At 39.3% G+C, this 15,116-nt stretch carries 12 protein-coding genes and 2 pseudogenes; 11 read left to right on the forward strand and 3 right to left on the reverse strand.

Features of this window, described 5'->3' with window-relative positions; all coding sequences use genetic code 11:
- Positions 1–43: 43 nt before the first annotated feature.
- The 4 genes from J5F42_RS02460 (at position 44) to J5F42_RS07885 (ending at position 3,311) form a co-directional block, all read left to right on the forward strand.
- Positions 44–1,888, forward strand: a complete 1,845-nt coding sequence (locus tag J5F42_RS02460) for a FapA family protein (RefSeq protein WP_097699349.1) — start codon at positions 44–46, stop codon at positions 1,886–1,888.
- A gap of 26 nt (positions 1,889–1,914) precedes the next feature.
- A complete protein-coding gene (gene ruvA, locus J5F42_RS02465; RefSeq protein ID WP_283491496.1) occupies positions 1,915–2,466 on the forward strand; it encodes a Holliday junction branch migration protein RuvA in 552 nt (183 codons plus the stop codon).
- Positions 2,467–2,580: 114 nt separating this feature from the next.
- Positions 2,581–2,913, forward strand: a complete 333-nt coding sequence (locus J5F42_RS02470; RefSeq protein ID WP_000565665.1) for a DUF3519 domain-containing protein — start codon at positions 2,581–2,583, stop codon at positions 2,911–2,913.
- 194 nt (positions 2,914–3,107) lie between these two features.
- Complete coding sequence (locus J5F42_RS07885; RefSeq protein WP_077643313.1) at positions 3,108–3,311, forward strand: hypothetical protein; 204 nt, start codon at positions 3,108–3,110, stop codon at positions 3,309–3,311.
- Between the two features lie 692 nt (positions 3,312–4,003).
- On the opposite strand, the pseudogene J5F42_RS02475 reads toward J5F42_RS07885, so the two are convergent.
- Positions 4,004–4,734 (reverse strand): annotated as a pseudogene (locus tag J5F42_RS02475) (NYN domain-containing protein).
- 132 nt (positions 4,735–4,866) lie between these two features.
- Here J5F42_RS02475 and ruvC point away from each other — a divergent pair.
- A complete protein-coding gene (gene ruvC, locus J5F42_RS02480; RefSeq protein WP_283491497.1) occupies positions 4,867–5,340 on the forward strand; it encodes a crossover junction endodeoxyribonuclease RuvC in 474 nt (157 codons plus the stop codon).
- Here ruvC and J5F42_RS02485 read toward each other — a convergent pair whose 3' ends face one another.
- Positions 5,341–7,716 carry a TonB-dependent receptor gene (locus tag J5F42_RS02485; protein ID WP_283491498.1) on the reverse strand — a complete coding sequence of 792 codons (2,376 nt, stop codon included), beginning with the start codon at positions 7,714–7,716 and terminating at the stop codon, positions 5,341–5,343. It lies immediately after the preceding gene.
- Between the two features lie 322 nt (positions 7,717–8,038).
- Here J5F42_RS02485 and J5F42_RS02490 point away from each other — a divergent pair, with 322 nt between their 5' ends.
- The 3 genes from J5F42_RS02490 (at position 8,039) to J5F42_RS02500 (ending at position 10,876) form a co-directional block, all read left to right on the forward strand.
- Positions 8,039–9,556: a catalase gene (locus tag J5F42_RS02490; protein WP_283491499.1), complete on the forward strand. Its 1,518-nt coding sequence runs from the start codon at positions 8,039–8,041 to the stop codon at positions 9,554–9,556.
- A 144-nt stretch (positions 9,557–9,700) separates the two neighbouring features.
- Complete coding sequence (locus J5F42_RS02495; RefSeq protein ID WP_283491500.1) at positions 9,701–10,576, forward strand: twin-arginine translocation signal domain-containing protein; 876 nt, start codon at positions 9,701–9,703, stop codon at positions 10,574–10,576.
- A gap of 84 nt (positions 10,577–10,660) precedes the next feature.
- The gene (locus J5F42_RS02500; RefSeq protein WP_001206517.1) at positions 10,661–10,876 is read left to right on the forward strand and encodes a hypothetical protein; all 216 of its coding nucleotides are present in this window, start codon (positions 10,661–10,663) and stop codon (positions 10,874–10,876) included.
- Between the two features lie 50 nt (positions 10,877–10,926).
- Here J5F42_RS02500 and J5F42_RS02505 read toward each other — a convergent pair whose 3' ends face one another.
- Positions 10,927–11,256, reverse strand: a complete 330-nt coding sequence (locus J5F42_RS02505; protein WP_283491501.1) for a zinc ribbon domain-containing protein YjdM — start codon at positions 11,254–11,256, stop codon at positions 10,927–10,929.
- A 196-nt stretch (positions 11,257–11,452) separates the two neighbouring features.
- On the opposite strand from J5F42_RS02505, the pseudogene cdh reads away from it, so the two are divergent.
- The 3 genes and pseudogenes from cdh (at position 11,453) to hypA (ending at position 15,112) form a co-directional block, all read left to right on the forward strand.
- A pseudogene (gene cdh, locus J5F42_RS02510) lies at positions 11,453–12,342 on the forward strand (CDP-diacylglycerol diphosphatase).
- Between the two features lie 201 nt (positions 12,343–12,543).
- Complete coding sequence (gene flgE, locus J5F42_RS02515) at positions 12,544–14,700, forward strand: flagellar hook protein FlgE (RefSeq protein WP_000946402.1); 2,157 nt, start codon at positions 12,544–12,546, stop codon at positions 14,698–14,700.
- A 58-nt stretch (positions 14,701–14,758) separates the two neighbouring features.
- On the forward strand, positions 14,759–15,112 hold the full coding sequence (hypA, locus tag J5F42_RS02520; RefSeq protein WP_283491502.1) for a hydrogenase/urease nickel incorporation protein HypA: 354 nt from the start codon (positions 14,759–14,761) through the stop codon (positions 15,110–15,112).
- The last annotated feature ends 4 nt before the right edge of the window (positions 15,113–15,116 follow it).

Raw genomic sequence — 15,116 nt, forward strand, 5'->3', positions numbered from 1 at the left:
TTCCTTTTTCTAAATCTTTATAATACCATTTAAGGATTAAAAAATGAGCTTGGAGCGTTTTGCCCCTATAAAAGTTGAGCGGTGCAAAGACATTCAAAAAGAATTAAAAAAAGCGGCCGCTGAAAATAAATTACAAACAGAAGATCTGTGGTTTGAGATTTTAAAAACTTCTATTTTTATCAAAAACAGCGCTAAAGACGATTTTAGCGAGGCTTTTGGTGGGGAATTGCAGCAATTAGAAGAAGAGGAATACTATGAAAAAAAAGAGCTAACCCTTTATCAAACCCACGACATTAAGATCAAATCAAACGCTTACAAACGCTTTTTTGAAGTGCAAGTGGATGAAGATTTAAGCAAAATAGAAATTATTTTAGACGAGTGCTTTATTGTCTTAGACACTGAAGAGCATTACCAAGAAATGTTTGCGTATATTAAAGAGCGTTTGGCTTTTGAGGGCGTGGTGTTTAGGCATTTTTCACAAATGTATGAAAATTTAAAAACAGAATTAAGAAAATATCAAAAAGAAGCCCAAAATAAGCACTTTATTTTATACGCTTCTTTAACCTTTATCCCTAATACAGAAGAAAAATCCCATTTTTTATTAGAAGAAGAATACCTTCCAACGCATACCATTCCCTTAAGCGATCAAGAAGAATCTTTTGTTAAAGAAAATTACTATATCGCTAAAGAAAATCAAAAAGTCGCTTGCGTGAATTACCCCAAGCAAGGCAGAGACGGCCGTAACCTTAAAGGCCTTTATATTGAATTGCCTAAAGTTGCCCATTCGCCCACCCCCATAGGGCATGACAAAAACGCTTTTGAAGAAAGAGAAGAAAATAACGCTTTAGTGTATTACTCCAAAGCCTTACAAGGGGTTAAAATGGAAAAAGGGCGTTTGGTTTCTAAGCAAAATTTTATCTTTAAAAACGGGATCAAATCCATTGAAGTGCCTAATCTTTTAGGGGGAGTGGAGAGCGGGTTAGTTTTAGAGATTCAAGCTAAAGATGAATTGAGCGATGCGATTGATTCTAACCTCATTTTAGAAGCGAGTGCGATTAACATTAGGGGCAATGTGGGCAAGAATGCGATCTTAGTGGCTAAAGAAATCACTATAGAGGGGCAAATCCACCCTGAAAGCTATGTCTATGCCAATCAAGCGCGTATCACTAACCATAAGGGCGTGTGCTACGCTAAAGAGTTTGAGTGCAAGTATTTAGAGCGCGCTAAAGTGTATGCCAATAGCGTTAAAGTGGAAGCGAGCGCGGGGAGCGTGGTCTATGCGAAAGAAATCGCTTTAGAAAAGCTTAAAAGCGATAACAAGCTGTATTTTTCCAAGCAATGTTGGATTGATGAGGTGGATGGCAATGGCAACCGCTTTATTTTTTACGCTTTTGGGGGGCGAGAAAACCAAGAAGAATTGAAGATCGCTAAACAAAAACTCAATGCGTTAGGGTTAAAATCCAAAAAAATCATCGCTCAGCACCAGTCCTTAAACCATTTGGTTAAAAATAATCAAGCCATCATGGAAAAGCTTAAAAACGCCACTGAAGAAATCAAACGCTCTTTAATGCAACAAGAAAGCGTGAAAGACGCTTATAGCGAGTTTATGTTTGCTTTAAAGCGTTTGAAAATCTTAAAAGCCCAAATGCTAGAATTGCAAAAAATCAATAACGAATGTTACGCTAAACTCATCAGCATAGAAAACAGCTTCCAGCATGCAAGCATTACAACTAAAAACCCTTTCAAGCAAGAAAATATCGTGATTTATCATCGCAATTACCCCAAAGTGAGTAACTTGAGCGCTATGTTAAGCCATAATGAAAGCGTGGATGTGATCTATGAAGATCATAAAATCAAAAAAATCCCTAAAAGCGCTATAAAAGGCTAGAACAAGAAATAAAAAAAGGGATAAAAATGATAGTGGGTTTGATAGGGATTGTGGAAAAAATCTCTGCTTTAGAAGTGCATATAGAAGTGCAAGGGGTTGTTTATGGGGTGCAAGTTTCTATGCGAACGGCTGCTTTGCTTCAAACGGGCCAAAAAGCGCGTTTGAAAATCTTACAAGTGATTAAAGAAGACGCGTATCTTTTATACGGATTTTTAGAAGAGAGTGAAAAAATCCTCTTTGAAAGGCTTTTAAAAATCAATGGGGTAGGGGGGCGTATCGCTTTAGCCATTCTCTCAAGCTTTTCACCGAACGAATTTGAAAACATTATCGCCACTAAAGAAGTCAAAAGACTCCAGCAAGTCCCAGGCATTGGCAAAAAGCTCGCTGATAAGATCATGGTGGATTTGATTGGCTTTTTCATTCAAGATGAAAATAAACCCGCACGCAATGAAGTCTTTTTAGCCCTAGAGAGTTTGGGCTTTAAAAGTGCTGAAATCAATCCAGTTTTAAAAACCCTAAAACCCCATCTCAGCATAGAAGCAGCGATTAAAGAAGCCTTACAGCAACTGCGCTCTTAAAAAAAGGTTTTTGGTTTAGCGTGCATAATAGAATAGCCTAATAAGATAAAGTAGGGAGCGAATGAAACAGAAGCCAAAGATTACGCCATAAATGTAATTAAAACGATACCAGAAGTGATTGACAAAGGCGTTAAGGTTGAACAAAACGGCAGAGTAGCTATTGAATACGAAAATATAAGAGTAGGTTTAAAGGATAATTGGAAAGGAGAAAAATTACCTAATCATTGGGTGATAACAGGTTATGAAAAAAGGTTAGAGAATAGTGAAAGTTTATATACATCCCCACTAATTACAAAGAGCGAGATTCTGCCCTTAAACTCCATTGAAAATAACAATACACAAAAACCGCTAACAAGTCAAGAGGATTTATTAAAACGACAAGAAAATTTAAACGAAATCACACAAGAGCCTATAAATTTAAGCCCATTAGCACAAATGCGAGCATAAAAGCACGAGCTAATGCTAAAAACAATGCAAAAAAATGTATAAAACGAAATGATAAGGATAAATCTATAAAAAACATTAGCAAAATCTCAAAAATAGCAATTGACCATCAGTTATGAGCTGAGCGCTAGACATATTTGATAAAGCTAATGTATTTTGAAACTTCACCATAAAAAATTAAACACAAGGAGTAAGAAATAAAAAGGATTAAAAAACCTCACCTTGACCATACACAAGCCCTTTCGTCTTATGTGTCAGGGTCTCTTGGCACACTTAAAGTGTTTTTAGTGTGGGTTAGAAAATTATTCTCCAACCCATGCCTTGATAATATTAGCGCAAAAACATTAAACAATAGAAACAGTGGATTAGTTTTAAAAACAATGTATAAATTAAAGTCTTAAGAATAATACGAAAAGCGTTACAAGACACCAAACCCTCTAAGGGGCAACCATAGGTTGAGTTCCTATAGCGATGTCTGTAAGAATGCTACCATAAAAACCCCAACAAAGTCAAATAACGACCTAAATCTTTTCAAGGAGAACGCAAAGAGAATAAATGAAAAACAAAAAACAATACTAAAGCAGAGATTGACAAGGCGGACATTATCCACTCTTTCATTCCGCAGGATAGCTAAAAATGCTAAAAAGCAATGAGTGGGCTACCATTGAAACTATAAAAAAACTTGAAAAAGTCAAGGAAGTCAGGAAATGAAAACTAACGAAGAGTATAGCTACAATCAAATCATAGGAGAAGCGAGAAGGATAATGGATAAGGCGAATCATTAAAGAGTGAGTGGGTTATTATAGGGTTTGAAAAGAAAGCAGGAAATCTTAGAGAACAAGCTAAGTTTATAGACCCTAGCTTAATTACAAAAGATGGGGAGCGTTTAGCTTCTTCTTTAAACTCTAATAACCCTAATCCTACCACAAAAGAATAAGCAAGGCAATAAACTACCCAACCCAGTCAGTATGAGAAAAATAAGCCTAAAAACCCCTTTAAAAATTCTGGCTTTGTTCTGATCAAATGCCAATAATTGAGTTTTTAAAAAATGATTTTTTAAACTCTATAAAAATGAAATAACCCTTTTTATGGTTTAGTTTAAAGCCCAGTTGGTTTTAGTGAGATTTTCTCTGATGGAAAAAAGCTTGTCTTTGACTTCGTTACTGCTCAATTTCCTCACTTTATCAGAATTGTATTTCAAATCCTGGCTAAGAAGAGACAATCTGTTAGACAAATCGGCAATATCCACCCGTAACCCCTCATCTCTGGCTAATTTGAGCGCGGGGATTAGATCCGTATCTTTTGAAAATATCAAAATCCTATCAGCTATTTTTTTAAAGGCTATTCTTTGAATGTCAAGACCCATGAGCATATCCACCTGCTTTTGTTCCAATAACGCTCTATAACTCCCATCAAACTCCACCCTTATTGCGTTTAACTTAGTCCTCCCTAACCTTAATTCCACTTGATCCAATGAAGCCAGATCGTGTTGGAAATTTTCCACATCGCTATAAATCTTCTCCCATTTAGTCGCTTCACTGCTTTGTAAGATTTCTTCAATGTCGCTACTGGTGAAGATTTTCATTTCTGTTCCCGGATTTTTTTCATTTTGGAGGGTGTCGTTCCTCTTATCCCATAACGCATGTTCAAAATCAAAGGGTGGGGTGGTATAAAAGTAAATACGACTGATCCATTCATCATCCAGTAAAAAGCCCTGATAGTAACGATCACATCTAAAGCGATATTATAATTAACGCATTTTGTTTGTTTAATATCGCGCCTGAAATTCTCCCAATCCACTAGTATGATTGTGTTTGCTTTCATTTATTGCTCCCTTATTTATTATACGCTAAATTTTTTAAAATTCTTAATGCAATCTTGTATTTTGCACTAACAAGAAACATGGATATAATAATAGCATTTTTAAACCTTGCAATTAAATAATAGGAATGATTGATGCGTATTTTAGGAATAGACCCAGGCAGCAGGAAATGCGGGTATGCTATCATTTCTCACGCTTCCAACAAGCTTTCTTTAATCACGGCCGGGTTCATCAATATCACCACGACATGCTTGCAAGAACAAATTTTAGATTTGATAGAAGCCTTAGATTGCTTATTGGATCGTTACGAAGTTAATGAAGTGGCGATTGAAGATATTTTCTTTGGGTATAACCCAAAAAGCGTGATCAAGCTCGCGCAATTCAGGGGGGCGTTGTCTTTAAAGATTTTAGAAAGGATCGGTAATTTTAGCGAATACACGCCCCTACAAGTCAAAAAAGCCCTAACCGGTAACGGGAAAGCCGCTAAAGAGCAAGTGGCCTTTATGGTCAAACGCTTGCTTAACATCACAAGCGAAATCAAGCCTTTGGATATTAGCGATGCGATAGCCGTTGCTATCACGCATGCGCAACGCTTAAAGCCCCGCTAACTACCATTTGTAAGCCACTTCAAAACGCGCGTTAAAACCAGGCTCTGCGATCGCTCTTTTAATAGCGTCAGTGCCTGGCATATCCGGGCTCATGACATAGGGGCTTGTTTGATCCACATAGAATTTGTTGAAAACGTTATTAAACACGGCTGAAAGCAACAAACCCTTCCAGCGGCTTTTGGTTTTAGGGCTCCAATTGATATAAAAATTACTCACGCCATAACCCGGTTTATGCATATGCACTAACCCCAATTGGGATCCGCATTTGGCTAAATCGGTAGGGGTTTTGGGTTTTTCAGCTGTCCCGTAATCAGGCAAGTAAATATCAAACCCGCAATAATCTAAACCGGTAACAAAGCGGCTAAGCCATGCAAGATTGATCCCTGTTTTTGGAATGGTGTAATCCAATTTAATGATAAAAACATTACCGGTGCTTGCGGCAAGCTCATAGCTATCCGCCATTAAATACCCCCTAGTGGTGGGCCAAGTGCGCGAGATCCCTATGTTCAAACTCACGCCCTTGTATCTAAAAGTCCCACCCACTTCATAGCCATAAATCCTAATCGCTTGATTTAAATTGGTTACAATCAAATTTTGCGCGTATTGGGAGATGAAATTATCTAAAGCTTGATAGAACGCCGCAGCCCTCCCGCTAAAATACTGGCTTGAATAGTCAATATTAAATTCAGCGTTAGAGCCCACTTCAGGCTTGATATTTTTAGCGTATCGTAAATCGTTTTGGCGCATATACACGCCATCTCCTGGCATAACCCCCCTTGTAACTTGAGAATAAGTGATTTTTAAAGATAAAGGCTCAATGGGGCTTAGCACAAGAGCCGCGCTAGGGCTAAAGCCTTGAGTGTAGCGGTGGTTCCAATCCTTATCATAAAGCGTGTATGCATCCCACCTTACCCCGGCTCCAAAAGTGATGATTTTATGAGGCGAGTAATTCGCTTGCACATAGCCTCCATAAATATTCCCGTTCGCTTTCCCTCTTTGGCATAGCGTAGGGTCATTGGGGTTATTATCCACAAGAGAGCAAGCGATTTGTTTTTGCCCTTTATCATCAGTATAGACTTGATTAGGCCTGTATAATTCTGATTTGGGGATACGAGCGTCAAAAACGCTTAAATTTTGGTAGTTGAATCCGTATTCAAAAAGGCTGTCTGTGGCTTCATCAATCACATGCGCGACTTTAAGGTTTAAGCCGGTGTTGTTTAAAAACAGATTTCTAGGTTGTGAGCTTGGTTTATCCACATCAGAAAAGCTTGGGGTGCAATAAGCGCCTTCAACGCATGGGTAATTTTCTTTTTCCCATTCGCTCGCTAAAGAAGTGGGGAATTTGGCATAAACGCCATTAGGATCAAATAGGGGATCAAACTGAGCGTTCCTGATGCTTGTATAAAGGGTAAAATCTAATCGTGGGTCGCCAAAAGAATTTCCCGCTTCCCTTTTGTATTGTAAGGAAAGATTGTTAGCGCTATTAACAGAGTGATACAAATACCTAGTGAAACTATCTAGCACATTAGGACACCCTTGAGCGCCATCAGGACTAAAAGGGGCTTCACAAGGATAGGCTAACCCTATAGCGTTACTCCTTAAAGGGCGTGTAGCGTTATCTCGTGTCATGTTCCAGCTGAAAGTGAGCGTATCCCTATCGCTCAAATAACCATTCATTTTAATCAAAGCGTTGTTTTGTTCGCTAGGGGTTCCTGGCTCTTTATCGGCTTGTGTGGGATTGAAAAGGTTTTTCATCGCTGTAGCACCGCTCCTATAATAGAAAATATTTTGGTGCGTGTAGTAAGCGATAATGTCAAAATGTGCATTTTGATAAGCCGATCTAAAAGTCTCCCTGTCCCCAAAATTAGTATAAAAACTCACCGCCCCACTCGCTGCATAATTTTTCCCCCTAGGGATAAAATCAGCCGCTCCTTTAGTCTCCATTTTAATCACTCCCGCAATCGCTCCTGGTCCTGCACTCGCATTCGCCGCGCCTTTGGTAACTTCCACGCTTTTGAGCATGCCAGGGTCAATCACGGTGTTGCCTTGGTGGTGGTAGATATTGCCATTTTGCGCAGCCCCATCCACCGTAACCCTTAAAAGCCTGTCTTCAACGCCCCGCACATAGATTTTCTGCCCCATCACGCTCCCTCCGCCCACATTCACATCAGGGTTAGTCCTAAACAAGTCTTTGACTTCATTGCTTTGGCGTTGATCCAATTCTTTAGAAGTTACCTTAAACTCATTGTTATAAGTGAAAATCCTTTTGGCTTGGGTGGTAACCTTATTTAAAGTGCGCTCCTCACTATAGCAAGTCTCAGTGAGTAGGGGTAAACATAAAGCGTATCTAAGCTTTGGGTATGATCTTAAAAACATCCAACAATTCTCCTTAATCTAAAAATTCAAAAATAAAAATCAAAAAAAAAAAAAAAACAAAATCCGTCAATGCATTGAGATAGAATAGTATGATAATTATTATTAAAACCAGATTAAAAATAAAATTTTGTTTTTAATCTTTCTTATTTTCATTAATTGTTACGAATAGAAATACTTAAGGGGGTTTTTTATTCTTAAAAAAAAGATTTTTTAAGGAAATTGAATCTTGTTAGTCTTTGTATAACAAGTTATGTAATAATCACCACAAGTAATTGGCTTAGTGCTAGATTACGAAGATTTAAGATCAAATAAAGGAAAAAAGATGGTTAATAAAGATGTGAAACAAACCACTGCTTTTGGTGCTCCTATTTGGGATGACAACAATGTGATTACGGCTGGCCCTAGAGGTCCTGTTTTATTACAAAGCACTTGGTTTTTGGAAAAGTTAGCGGCGTTTGACAGAGAAAGAATCCCTGAAAGGGTAGTGCATGCTAAAGGAAGCGGGGCTTATGGCACTTTCACCGTGACTAAAGACATCACTAAATACACTAAAGCGAAAATTTTCTCTAAAGTGGGCAAAAAAACAGAATGCTTTTTCAGATTTTCTACTGTGGCTGGTGAAAGAGGCAGTGCGGATGCGGTAAGAGACCCTAGAGGTTTTGCGATGAAGTATTACACTGAAGAAGGTAACTGGGATTTAGTAGGGAACAACACGCCTGTTTTCTTTATCCGTGATGCGATCAAATTCCCTGATTTCATCCACACTCAAAAACGAGATCCTCAAACCAATTTACCTAACCACGACATGGTATGGGATTTTTGGAGTAATGTTCCTGAAAGTTTGTATCAAGTAACATGGGTTATGAGCGATAGAGGTATCCCTAAATCTTTCCGCCATATGGATGGTTTTGGCAGCCACACTTTCAGCCTTATCAACGCAAAAGGCGAACGCTTTTGGGTGAAATTCCACTTTCACACCATGCAAGGCGTTAAGCACTTGACTAATGAAGAAGCTGCAGAAATCAGAAAATACGATCCAGATTCCAATCAAAGGGATTTATTCAATGCGATCGCTAGAGGGGATTTCCCAAAATGGAAATTAAGCATTCAAGTGATGCCAGAAGAAGATGCTAAGAAGTATCGATTCCATCCGTTTGATGTTACTAAAATTTGGTATCTCCAAGATTATCCATTGATGGAAGTGGGCATCGTAGAGTTGAATAAAAATCCTGAAAACTATTTCGCAGAAGTGGAGCAAGCGGCATTCAGTCCGGCTAATGTCGTTCCTGGAATTGGCTATAGCCCTGATAGGATGTTACAAGGGCGCTTGTTCTCTTATGGAGACACACACCGCTACCGCTTAGGGGTTAATTATCCTCAAATACCGGTTAATAAACCAAGATGCCCGTTCCACTCTTCTAGCAGAGATGGTTACATGCAAAACGGGTATTACGGCTCTTTACAAAACTATACGCCTAGCTCATTGCCTGGCTATAAAGAAGATAAGAGTGCAAGGGATCCTAAGTTCAACTTAGCTCATATTGAGAAAGAGTTTGAAGTGTGGAATTGGGATTACAGGGCTGAGGATAGCGATTACTACACCCAACCAGGTGATTACTACCGCTCATTGCCAGCTGATGAAAAAGAAAGGTTGCATGACACTATTGGAGAGTCTTTAGCTCATGTTACCCATAAGGAAATTGTGGATAAGCAATTGGAGCATTTCAAGAAAGCTGACCCCAAATACGCTGAGGGAGTTAAAAAAGCTCTTGAAAAACACCAAAAAATGATGAAAGACATGCATGGAAAAGACATGCATCACACAAAAAAGAAAAAGTAACCCTTTTCTTTAAGCGTTCTTATTTTTTAGGAACGCTTTGTCTTTCAAAATTTAGGTTTTTGGATACTCATCAATCCTTTGGTGGTGTGTCCTACTTTTTCATTCATTCAACGAGTTTAAAAATTACAATAAAGAGTTATAGTTATGAAACGAAGGGATTTTATTAAAACGACTGCTTTAGGCGCTACAGGTGCTGTTTTAGGAGCACAGATTTTGCAGGCAGAAGAAAGCAAAGGGAGTGCTGCAAAATATAAAATAGAAGCTCAATACAGCATTGATTTTGATTCTGCAGAACACACTTCACTTTTCATTCCCATGCCGAGTGTTGTAGCGAGCAATGTGCATTTACAAGGCAATCATGCTAGCTATGAAAGCATGCTCAATTTTGGAGTGCCTTATTTGCAAGTGGATTTTTTAAAAAGCACTCAAAAAAAGCAAGTCCATTTGTCTTATGAGATCGCTAGCTATCAATTGAATGAGCGTTTGTTTGAAACGAGCGATTTTGTAGCAATGGGGCGTTATGAAAGAGACGATGCGAGCGTGGCTAACATTGCCAACCAGCTCAAGGGAACAACCCCTAAAGAAAGCGTCCGTAACTTTTATGCGTTCATCAAGCATGACATGCCTAAGAGACAGAAGGCTTTAGAGGGTAAAGAAAATTTACCTAAACGAGAGAGTTTGCCTTGGTTTGCAACCATTTCACAAGAGAGCATGTTTGTGTCCTTATGCCATGCGTGCGGGATTAAAAGCGCTGAAGTGCAAGGCTTGAAACTGGCTCAAAACAGCGTGGTGAAAAACGCTCCTAGAGTGGAAGTGTATTTGAAAGATTCATTTCTAGCGTTTGATTTTCAAAATAATCACAAGGAAGTCTTTATCCCGTTGAATCGTCATAAAGACATGCAGTTAGATTCTGCCTTATTGGCGACTTTTGGCGATGCCTTTGCCCTTGTGGATGGTAGGGATTTAGGCAATTACGAGAGCAAACTTTTTGAAAAAAGAGTGTCCTATACGATTGTCTAAAGGCATGAAATTTAGGAATATTCCTTGATAGCGGGCTTTCCTTTTTAGGGAGAGTTTGCAAAAAGGGTTTAAAGGGTTGTCTTTATGCGAGAATTTTTTAAGAAACTTGGCACAGAATACGCTTCCAAGCTGTTTTTAATTTATTGGCTTAGATGGATGTTGAGTGCGTTGGTGATGCTGCCTTTTATGGAGATTTTTTATTATTTTAATTTTCCGTTGTGGCTCAATCTTTTCTTGGGGCAAACCATTGGAGCGGTGATTTTTTTCAAGCTGGATAAGTTGATTTTTTCTAAAAAATGACTTTATAAGCTCAAAAAGCCACTAAGCTTTTCTTAAGCTTTTGTATTTTCCTAAGCTTTTTTGAGGAATTCAGATTTTAAAGACAGGTTCTGCCCTTCTATTTTACAATCCACATTGTGATCGCTATTGACAAGCTTGATATTTTTGATTTTGGTGCCTTTTTTAAGCACTAAAGATGAACCTTTAACCTTTAAATCCTTAATGAGAATGACCGAGTCCCCATTTTGTAAAAGATTATTGTGGCAATCTTTAACGATCAATTCTTCATCATTAGCTTCATTTTTATTCCATTCATACAAACAGCTAGGGCAAATTAGTTGCACGCCATCATGGTAGGTGTAGGCGTCGTTGCATTTAGGGCATGGGGGTAAATCTTGCATGATAATCGTCCTTATTGTGGTATCAGGTTGATGATATTACCTAAATCAAGGTTATAAAACGCTTTATTTTGACAAGTATCAACCCCCTAAGATCGCATGACGAAAAATTACCACCTGCTTAGTGCAAGCTATTTAATATTTTAAAAAATTCTTTTAGCTTTTTTAATGTTATCAATTTAAATTTTTTCTAGTTAGTATTCAAAAAGCTCTTTTTAAAAATAGGTTACTAAATGTTACCAATAAGTTAAAATTTGTTAAAATAATCATAATAATTAAAGATTTTAACCACTGTTGTAGAAAAATAACAAGAGGGTTTGTAAAAACTCCCATTAAAAACAAGGAGCAAAAAAGATGAAAAAAGCGGGCTTTCTTTTTTTAGCGGTGGTAGCTATCGCTGTTATGAGTTTAAACGCTAAAGATCCGAATGTGTTGCGTAAGATTGTTTTTGAGAAATGTTTGCCCAATTATGAGAAAAATCAAAATCCTTCGCCATGCATAGAAGTCAAACCCGATGCCGGCTATGTGGTTTTAAAAGATATTAACGGCCCGTTGCAATATTTGTTGATGCCAACAACTCACATTAGCGGTATTGAAAGCCCTTTGCTGCTTGATCCCTCTACGCCTAACTTTTTTTATTTATCCTGGCAAGCGCGCGATTTTATGAGTAAAAAATACGGCAAACCTATTCCTGATTATGCGATTTCTTTGACGATCAACTCTAAAAAAGGGCGATCGCAAAACCATTTTCACATCCATATCTCTTGCATTAGCCTTGATGCGCGCAAACAGCTGGATAATAATTTAAAAAAAATCAACAGCCGTTGGTCGCCATTATCAGGGGGCTTGAATGGGCATAAATATTTGGCGCGTCGGGTAACAGAGAGCGAACTAGCGCAAAAAAGCCCGTTTGTCATGCTTAATAAAGAAGTGCCTAATGCGCACAAACGCATGGGAGACTATGGCTTGGCGGTGGTGCAACAAAGCGATAACTCCTTTGTTTTGCTAGCGACACAATTTAACCCATTGACTTTAAATCGCGCTTCAGCCGAAGAGATTCAAGATCATGAATGCGCGATTTTGCGTTAAGGTGGGTTAGATTTTGAGCGATGACCTTTAAAAAGCGTTGTGGGGGTAGTGTTACAAAACTCCCTATCCCCTTATGAATTTGACCGATCTTTTTGATTAACAAAACTTTAAAATCCGCAACCAATCATTCTAAAAAGCTATTTAGGAACAACTTTTGCTTTATTTTGCATAGATTGAATTTCTTTAAATTAAAGGATAACCATGCTTAGGTCTTTATGGTCTGGTGTCAATGGGATGCAAGCCCACCAAATCGCTTTGGATATTGAGAGTAACAATATTGCGAACGTGAATACCACTGGGTTTAAATATTCTAGGGCTTCTTTTGTGGATATGCTCTCTCAAGTCAAACTCATCGCTACTGCGCCCTATAAAAACGGGTTAGCAGGGCAGAATGACTTTTCTGTGGGGCTTGGGGTAGGCGTGGATGCGACGACTAAAATCTTTTCACAAGGCAATATCCAAAACACAGATGTTAAAACCGATCTAGCGATTCAAGGCGATGGCTTTTTTATTATTAGCCCTGATAGGGGGATCACGCGCAATTTCACTAGAGATGGGGAGTTTCTTTTTGACTCGCAAGGGAGTTTGGTTACCACCGGCGGGCTTGTGGTGCAAGGGTGGGTGAGAAACGGGAGCGATACCGGCAATAAAGGGAGCGATACAGACGCTTTAAAAGTGGATAACACAGGCCCTTTAGAAAACATTAGAATTGATCCAGGAATGGTGATGCCAGCCAGAGCGAGTAACCGCATTTCTATGAGGGCGAATTTAAACGCTGGAAGGCATGCCGATCAAACAGCGGCGATATTCGCTTTGGATTCTTCAGCCAAAACCCCTTCAGATGGCATTAATCCGGTGTATGATTCAGGCACGAATCTTGCTCAAGTCGCCGAAGACATGGGATCTTTATACAATGAAGATGGCGACGCTCTTTTATTGAATGAAAACCAAGGGATTTGGGTGAGCTATAAGAGCGCGAAAATGGTCAAAGACATCCTCCCTTCTGCAGAAAACAGCACGCTTGAATTGAATGGGGTTAAGATTTCTTTCACGAACGATTCAGCGGTGAGCCGGACTTCAAGCTTAGTAGCGGCTAAAAATGCGATCAATGCGGTCAAAAGCCAAACAGGCATTGAAGCTTATTTGGACGGCAAGCAATTGCGTTTGGAAAACACCAATGAATTGGACGGCGATGAAAAGCTTAAAAACATTGTGGTTACTCAAGCCGGGACCGGGGCGTTCGCTAACTTTTTAGACGGCGATAAAGATGTAACGGCTTTCAAATACAGCTACACGCATTCTATCAGCCCTAATGCGGATATTGGGCAGTTTAGGACCACTGAAGACTTGCGCGCCTTAATCCAGCATGACGCTAATATCGTTAAAGATCCTAGTTTAGCGGACAATTACCAAGACTCAGCCGCTTCTATAGGGGTTACAATCAACCAATACGGCATGTTTGAAATCAATAATAAAGACAATAAAAATGTCATTAAAGAAAATCTTAATATCTTTGTGAGCGGGTATTCTTCAGACAGCGTAACGAACAATGTTTTGTTTAAAAACGCCATGAAAGGGCTTAATACCGCTTCTTTAATTGAAGGGGGAGCGTCAGCGAGCAGTTCTAAATTCACCCACGCTACCCATGCGACAAGCATTGATGTGATAGACAGCTTAGGCACTAAACACGCCATGCGCATTGAGTTTTATAGGAGTGGGGGAGCGGAATGGAATTTTAGAGTGATCGTGCCTGAGCCTGGGGAATTAGTAGGGGGGTCAGCGGCTAGGCCTAATGTGTTTGAAGGAGGCCGTTTGCATTTTAATAACGATGGATCGCTTGCAGGCATGAACCCGCCTCTTTTGCAATTTGACCCTAAAAATGGCGCTGATGCCCCCCAACGCATCAATTTAGCCTTTGGTTCTTCAGGGAGCTTTGATGGGCTAACGAGCGTGGATAAGATTTCTGAAACTTATGCGATTGAACAAAACGGCTATCAAGCAGGCGATTTGATGGATGTCCGCTTTGATTCAGACGGGGTGCTTTTAGGAGCGTTCAGTAATGGCAGGACTTTAGCGCTCGCTCAAGTGGCTTTAGCGAATTTCGCTAACGATGCGGGCTTACAGGCTTTAGGCGGGAATGTCTTTTCTCAAACCGGAAACTCAGGGCAAGCCTTAATCGGTGCGGCTAATACGGGGCGTAGGGGTTCAATTTCAGGATCTAAACTAGAGTCTAGTAATGTGGATTTGAGCCGGAGTTTAACGAATTTGATTGTGGTTCAAAGGGGGTTTCAAGCGAACTCTAAAGCGGTAACCACATCCGATCAAATCCTTAATACCCTATTGAATCTTAAGCAATAAACCAAAGGATTACTCTAATACAATATAATAGGGTCTAATTTAAAGATTAAGGTTTAGTATGCATGAATACTCGGTCGTTTCTTCTTTAATCGCTCTTTGCGAAGAGCATGCGAAGAAAAATCAAGCCCATAAGATTGAAAGAGTCGTGGTCGGTATTGGCGAAAGAAGCGCTATGGATAAGAGCTTGTTTGTGAGCGCGTTTGAGACTTTTAGAGAAGAATCTTTGGTGTGTAAAGACGCTATTTTAGACATTGTAGATGAAAAGGTTGAATTAGAGTGTAGGGATTGTTCGCATGTTTTTAAGCCTAACGCCCTAGATTATGGGGTGTGTGAGAAATGCCACAGCAAGAATGTCGTTATCACTCAAGGCAATGAAATGCGTTTGTTGTCTTTAGAAATGTTAGCGGAATAAAAAC

Origin of the sequence: Helicobacter pylori, from assembly GCF_030062585.1 — a bacterium.
GTDB classification, from domain to species: Bacteria; Campylobacterota; Campylobacteria; order Campylobacterales; family Helicobacteraceae; genus Helicobacter; species Helicobacter pylori_CN.

Coding starts and splice junctions, on each gene's coding strand:
- J5F42_RS02460 (WP_097699349.1), top strand. CDS start 44: ATGAGCTTGGAGCGTTTTGCCCCTATAAAAGTTGAGCGGTGCAAAGAC.
- ruvA (WP_283491496.1), top strand. CDS start 1,915: ATGATAGTGGGTTTGATAGGGATTGTGGAAAAAATCTCTGCTTTAGAA.
- ruvC (WP_283491497.1), top strand. CDS start 4,867: ATGCGTATTTTAGGAATAGACCCAGGCAGCAGGAAATGCGGGTATGCT.
- J5F42_RS02485 (WP_283491498.1), bottom strand. CDS start 7,716: ATGTTTTTAAGATCATACCCAAAGCTTAGATACGCTTTATGTTTACCC.
- J5F42_RS02490 (WP_283491499.1), top strand. CDS start 8,039: ATGGTTAATAAAGATGTGAAACAAACCACTGCTTTTGGTGCTCCTATT.
- J5F42_RS02495 (WP_283491500.1), top strand. CDS start 9,701: ATGAAACGAAGGGATTTTATTAAAACGACTGCTTTAGGCGCTACAGGT.
- J5F42_RS02500 (WP_001206517.1), top strand. CDS start 10,661: ATGCGAGAATTTTTTAAGAAACTTGGCACAGAATACGCTTCCAAGCTG.
- J5F42_RS02505 (WP_283491501.1), bottom strand. CDS start 11,256: ATGCAAGATTTACCCCCATGCCCTAAATGCAACGACGCCTACACCTAC.
- flgE (WP_000946402.1), top strand. CDS start 12,544: ATGCTTAGGTCTTTATGGTCTGGTGTCAATGGGATGCAAGCCCACCAA.
- hypA (WP_283491502.1), top strand. CDS start 14,759: ATGCATGAATACTCGGTCGTTTCTTCTTTAATCGCTCTTTGCGAAGAG.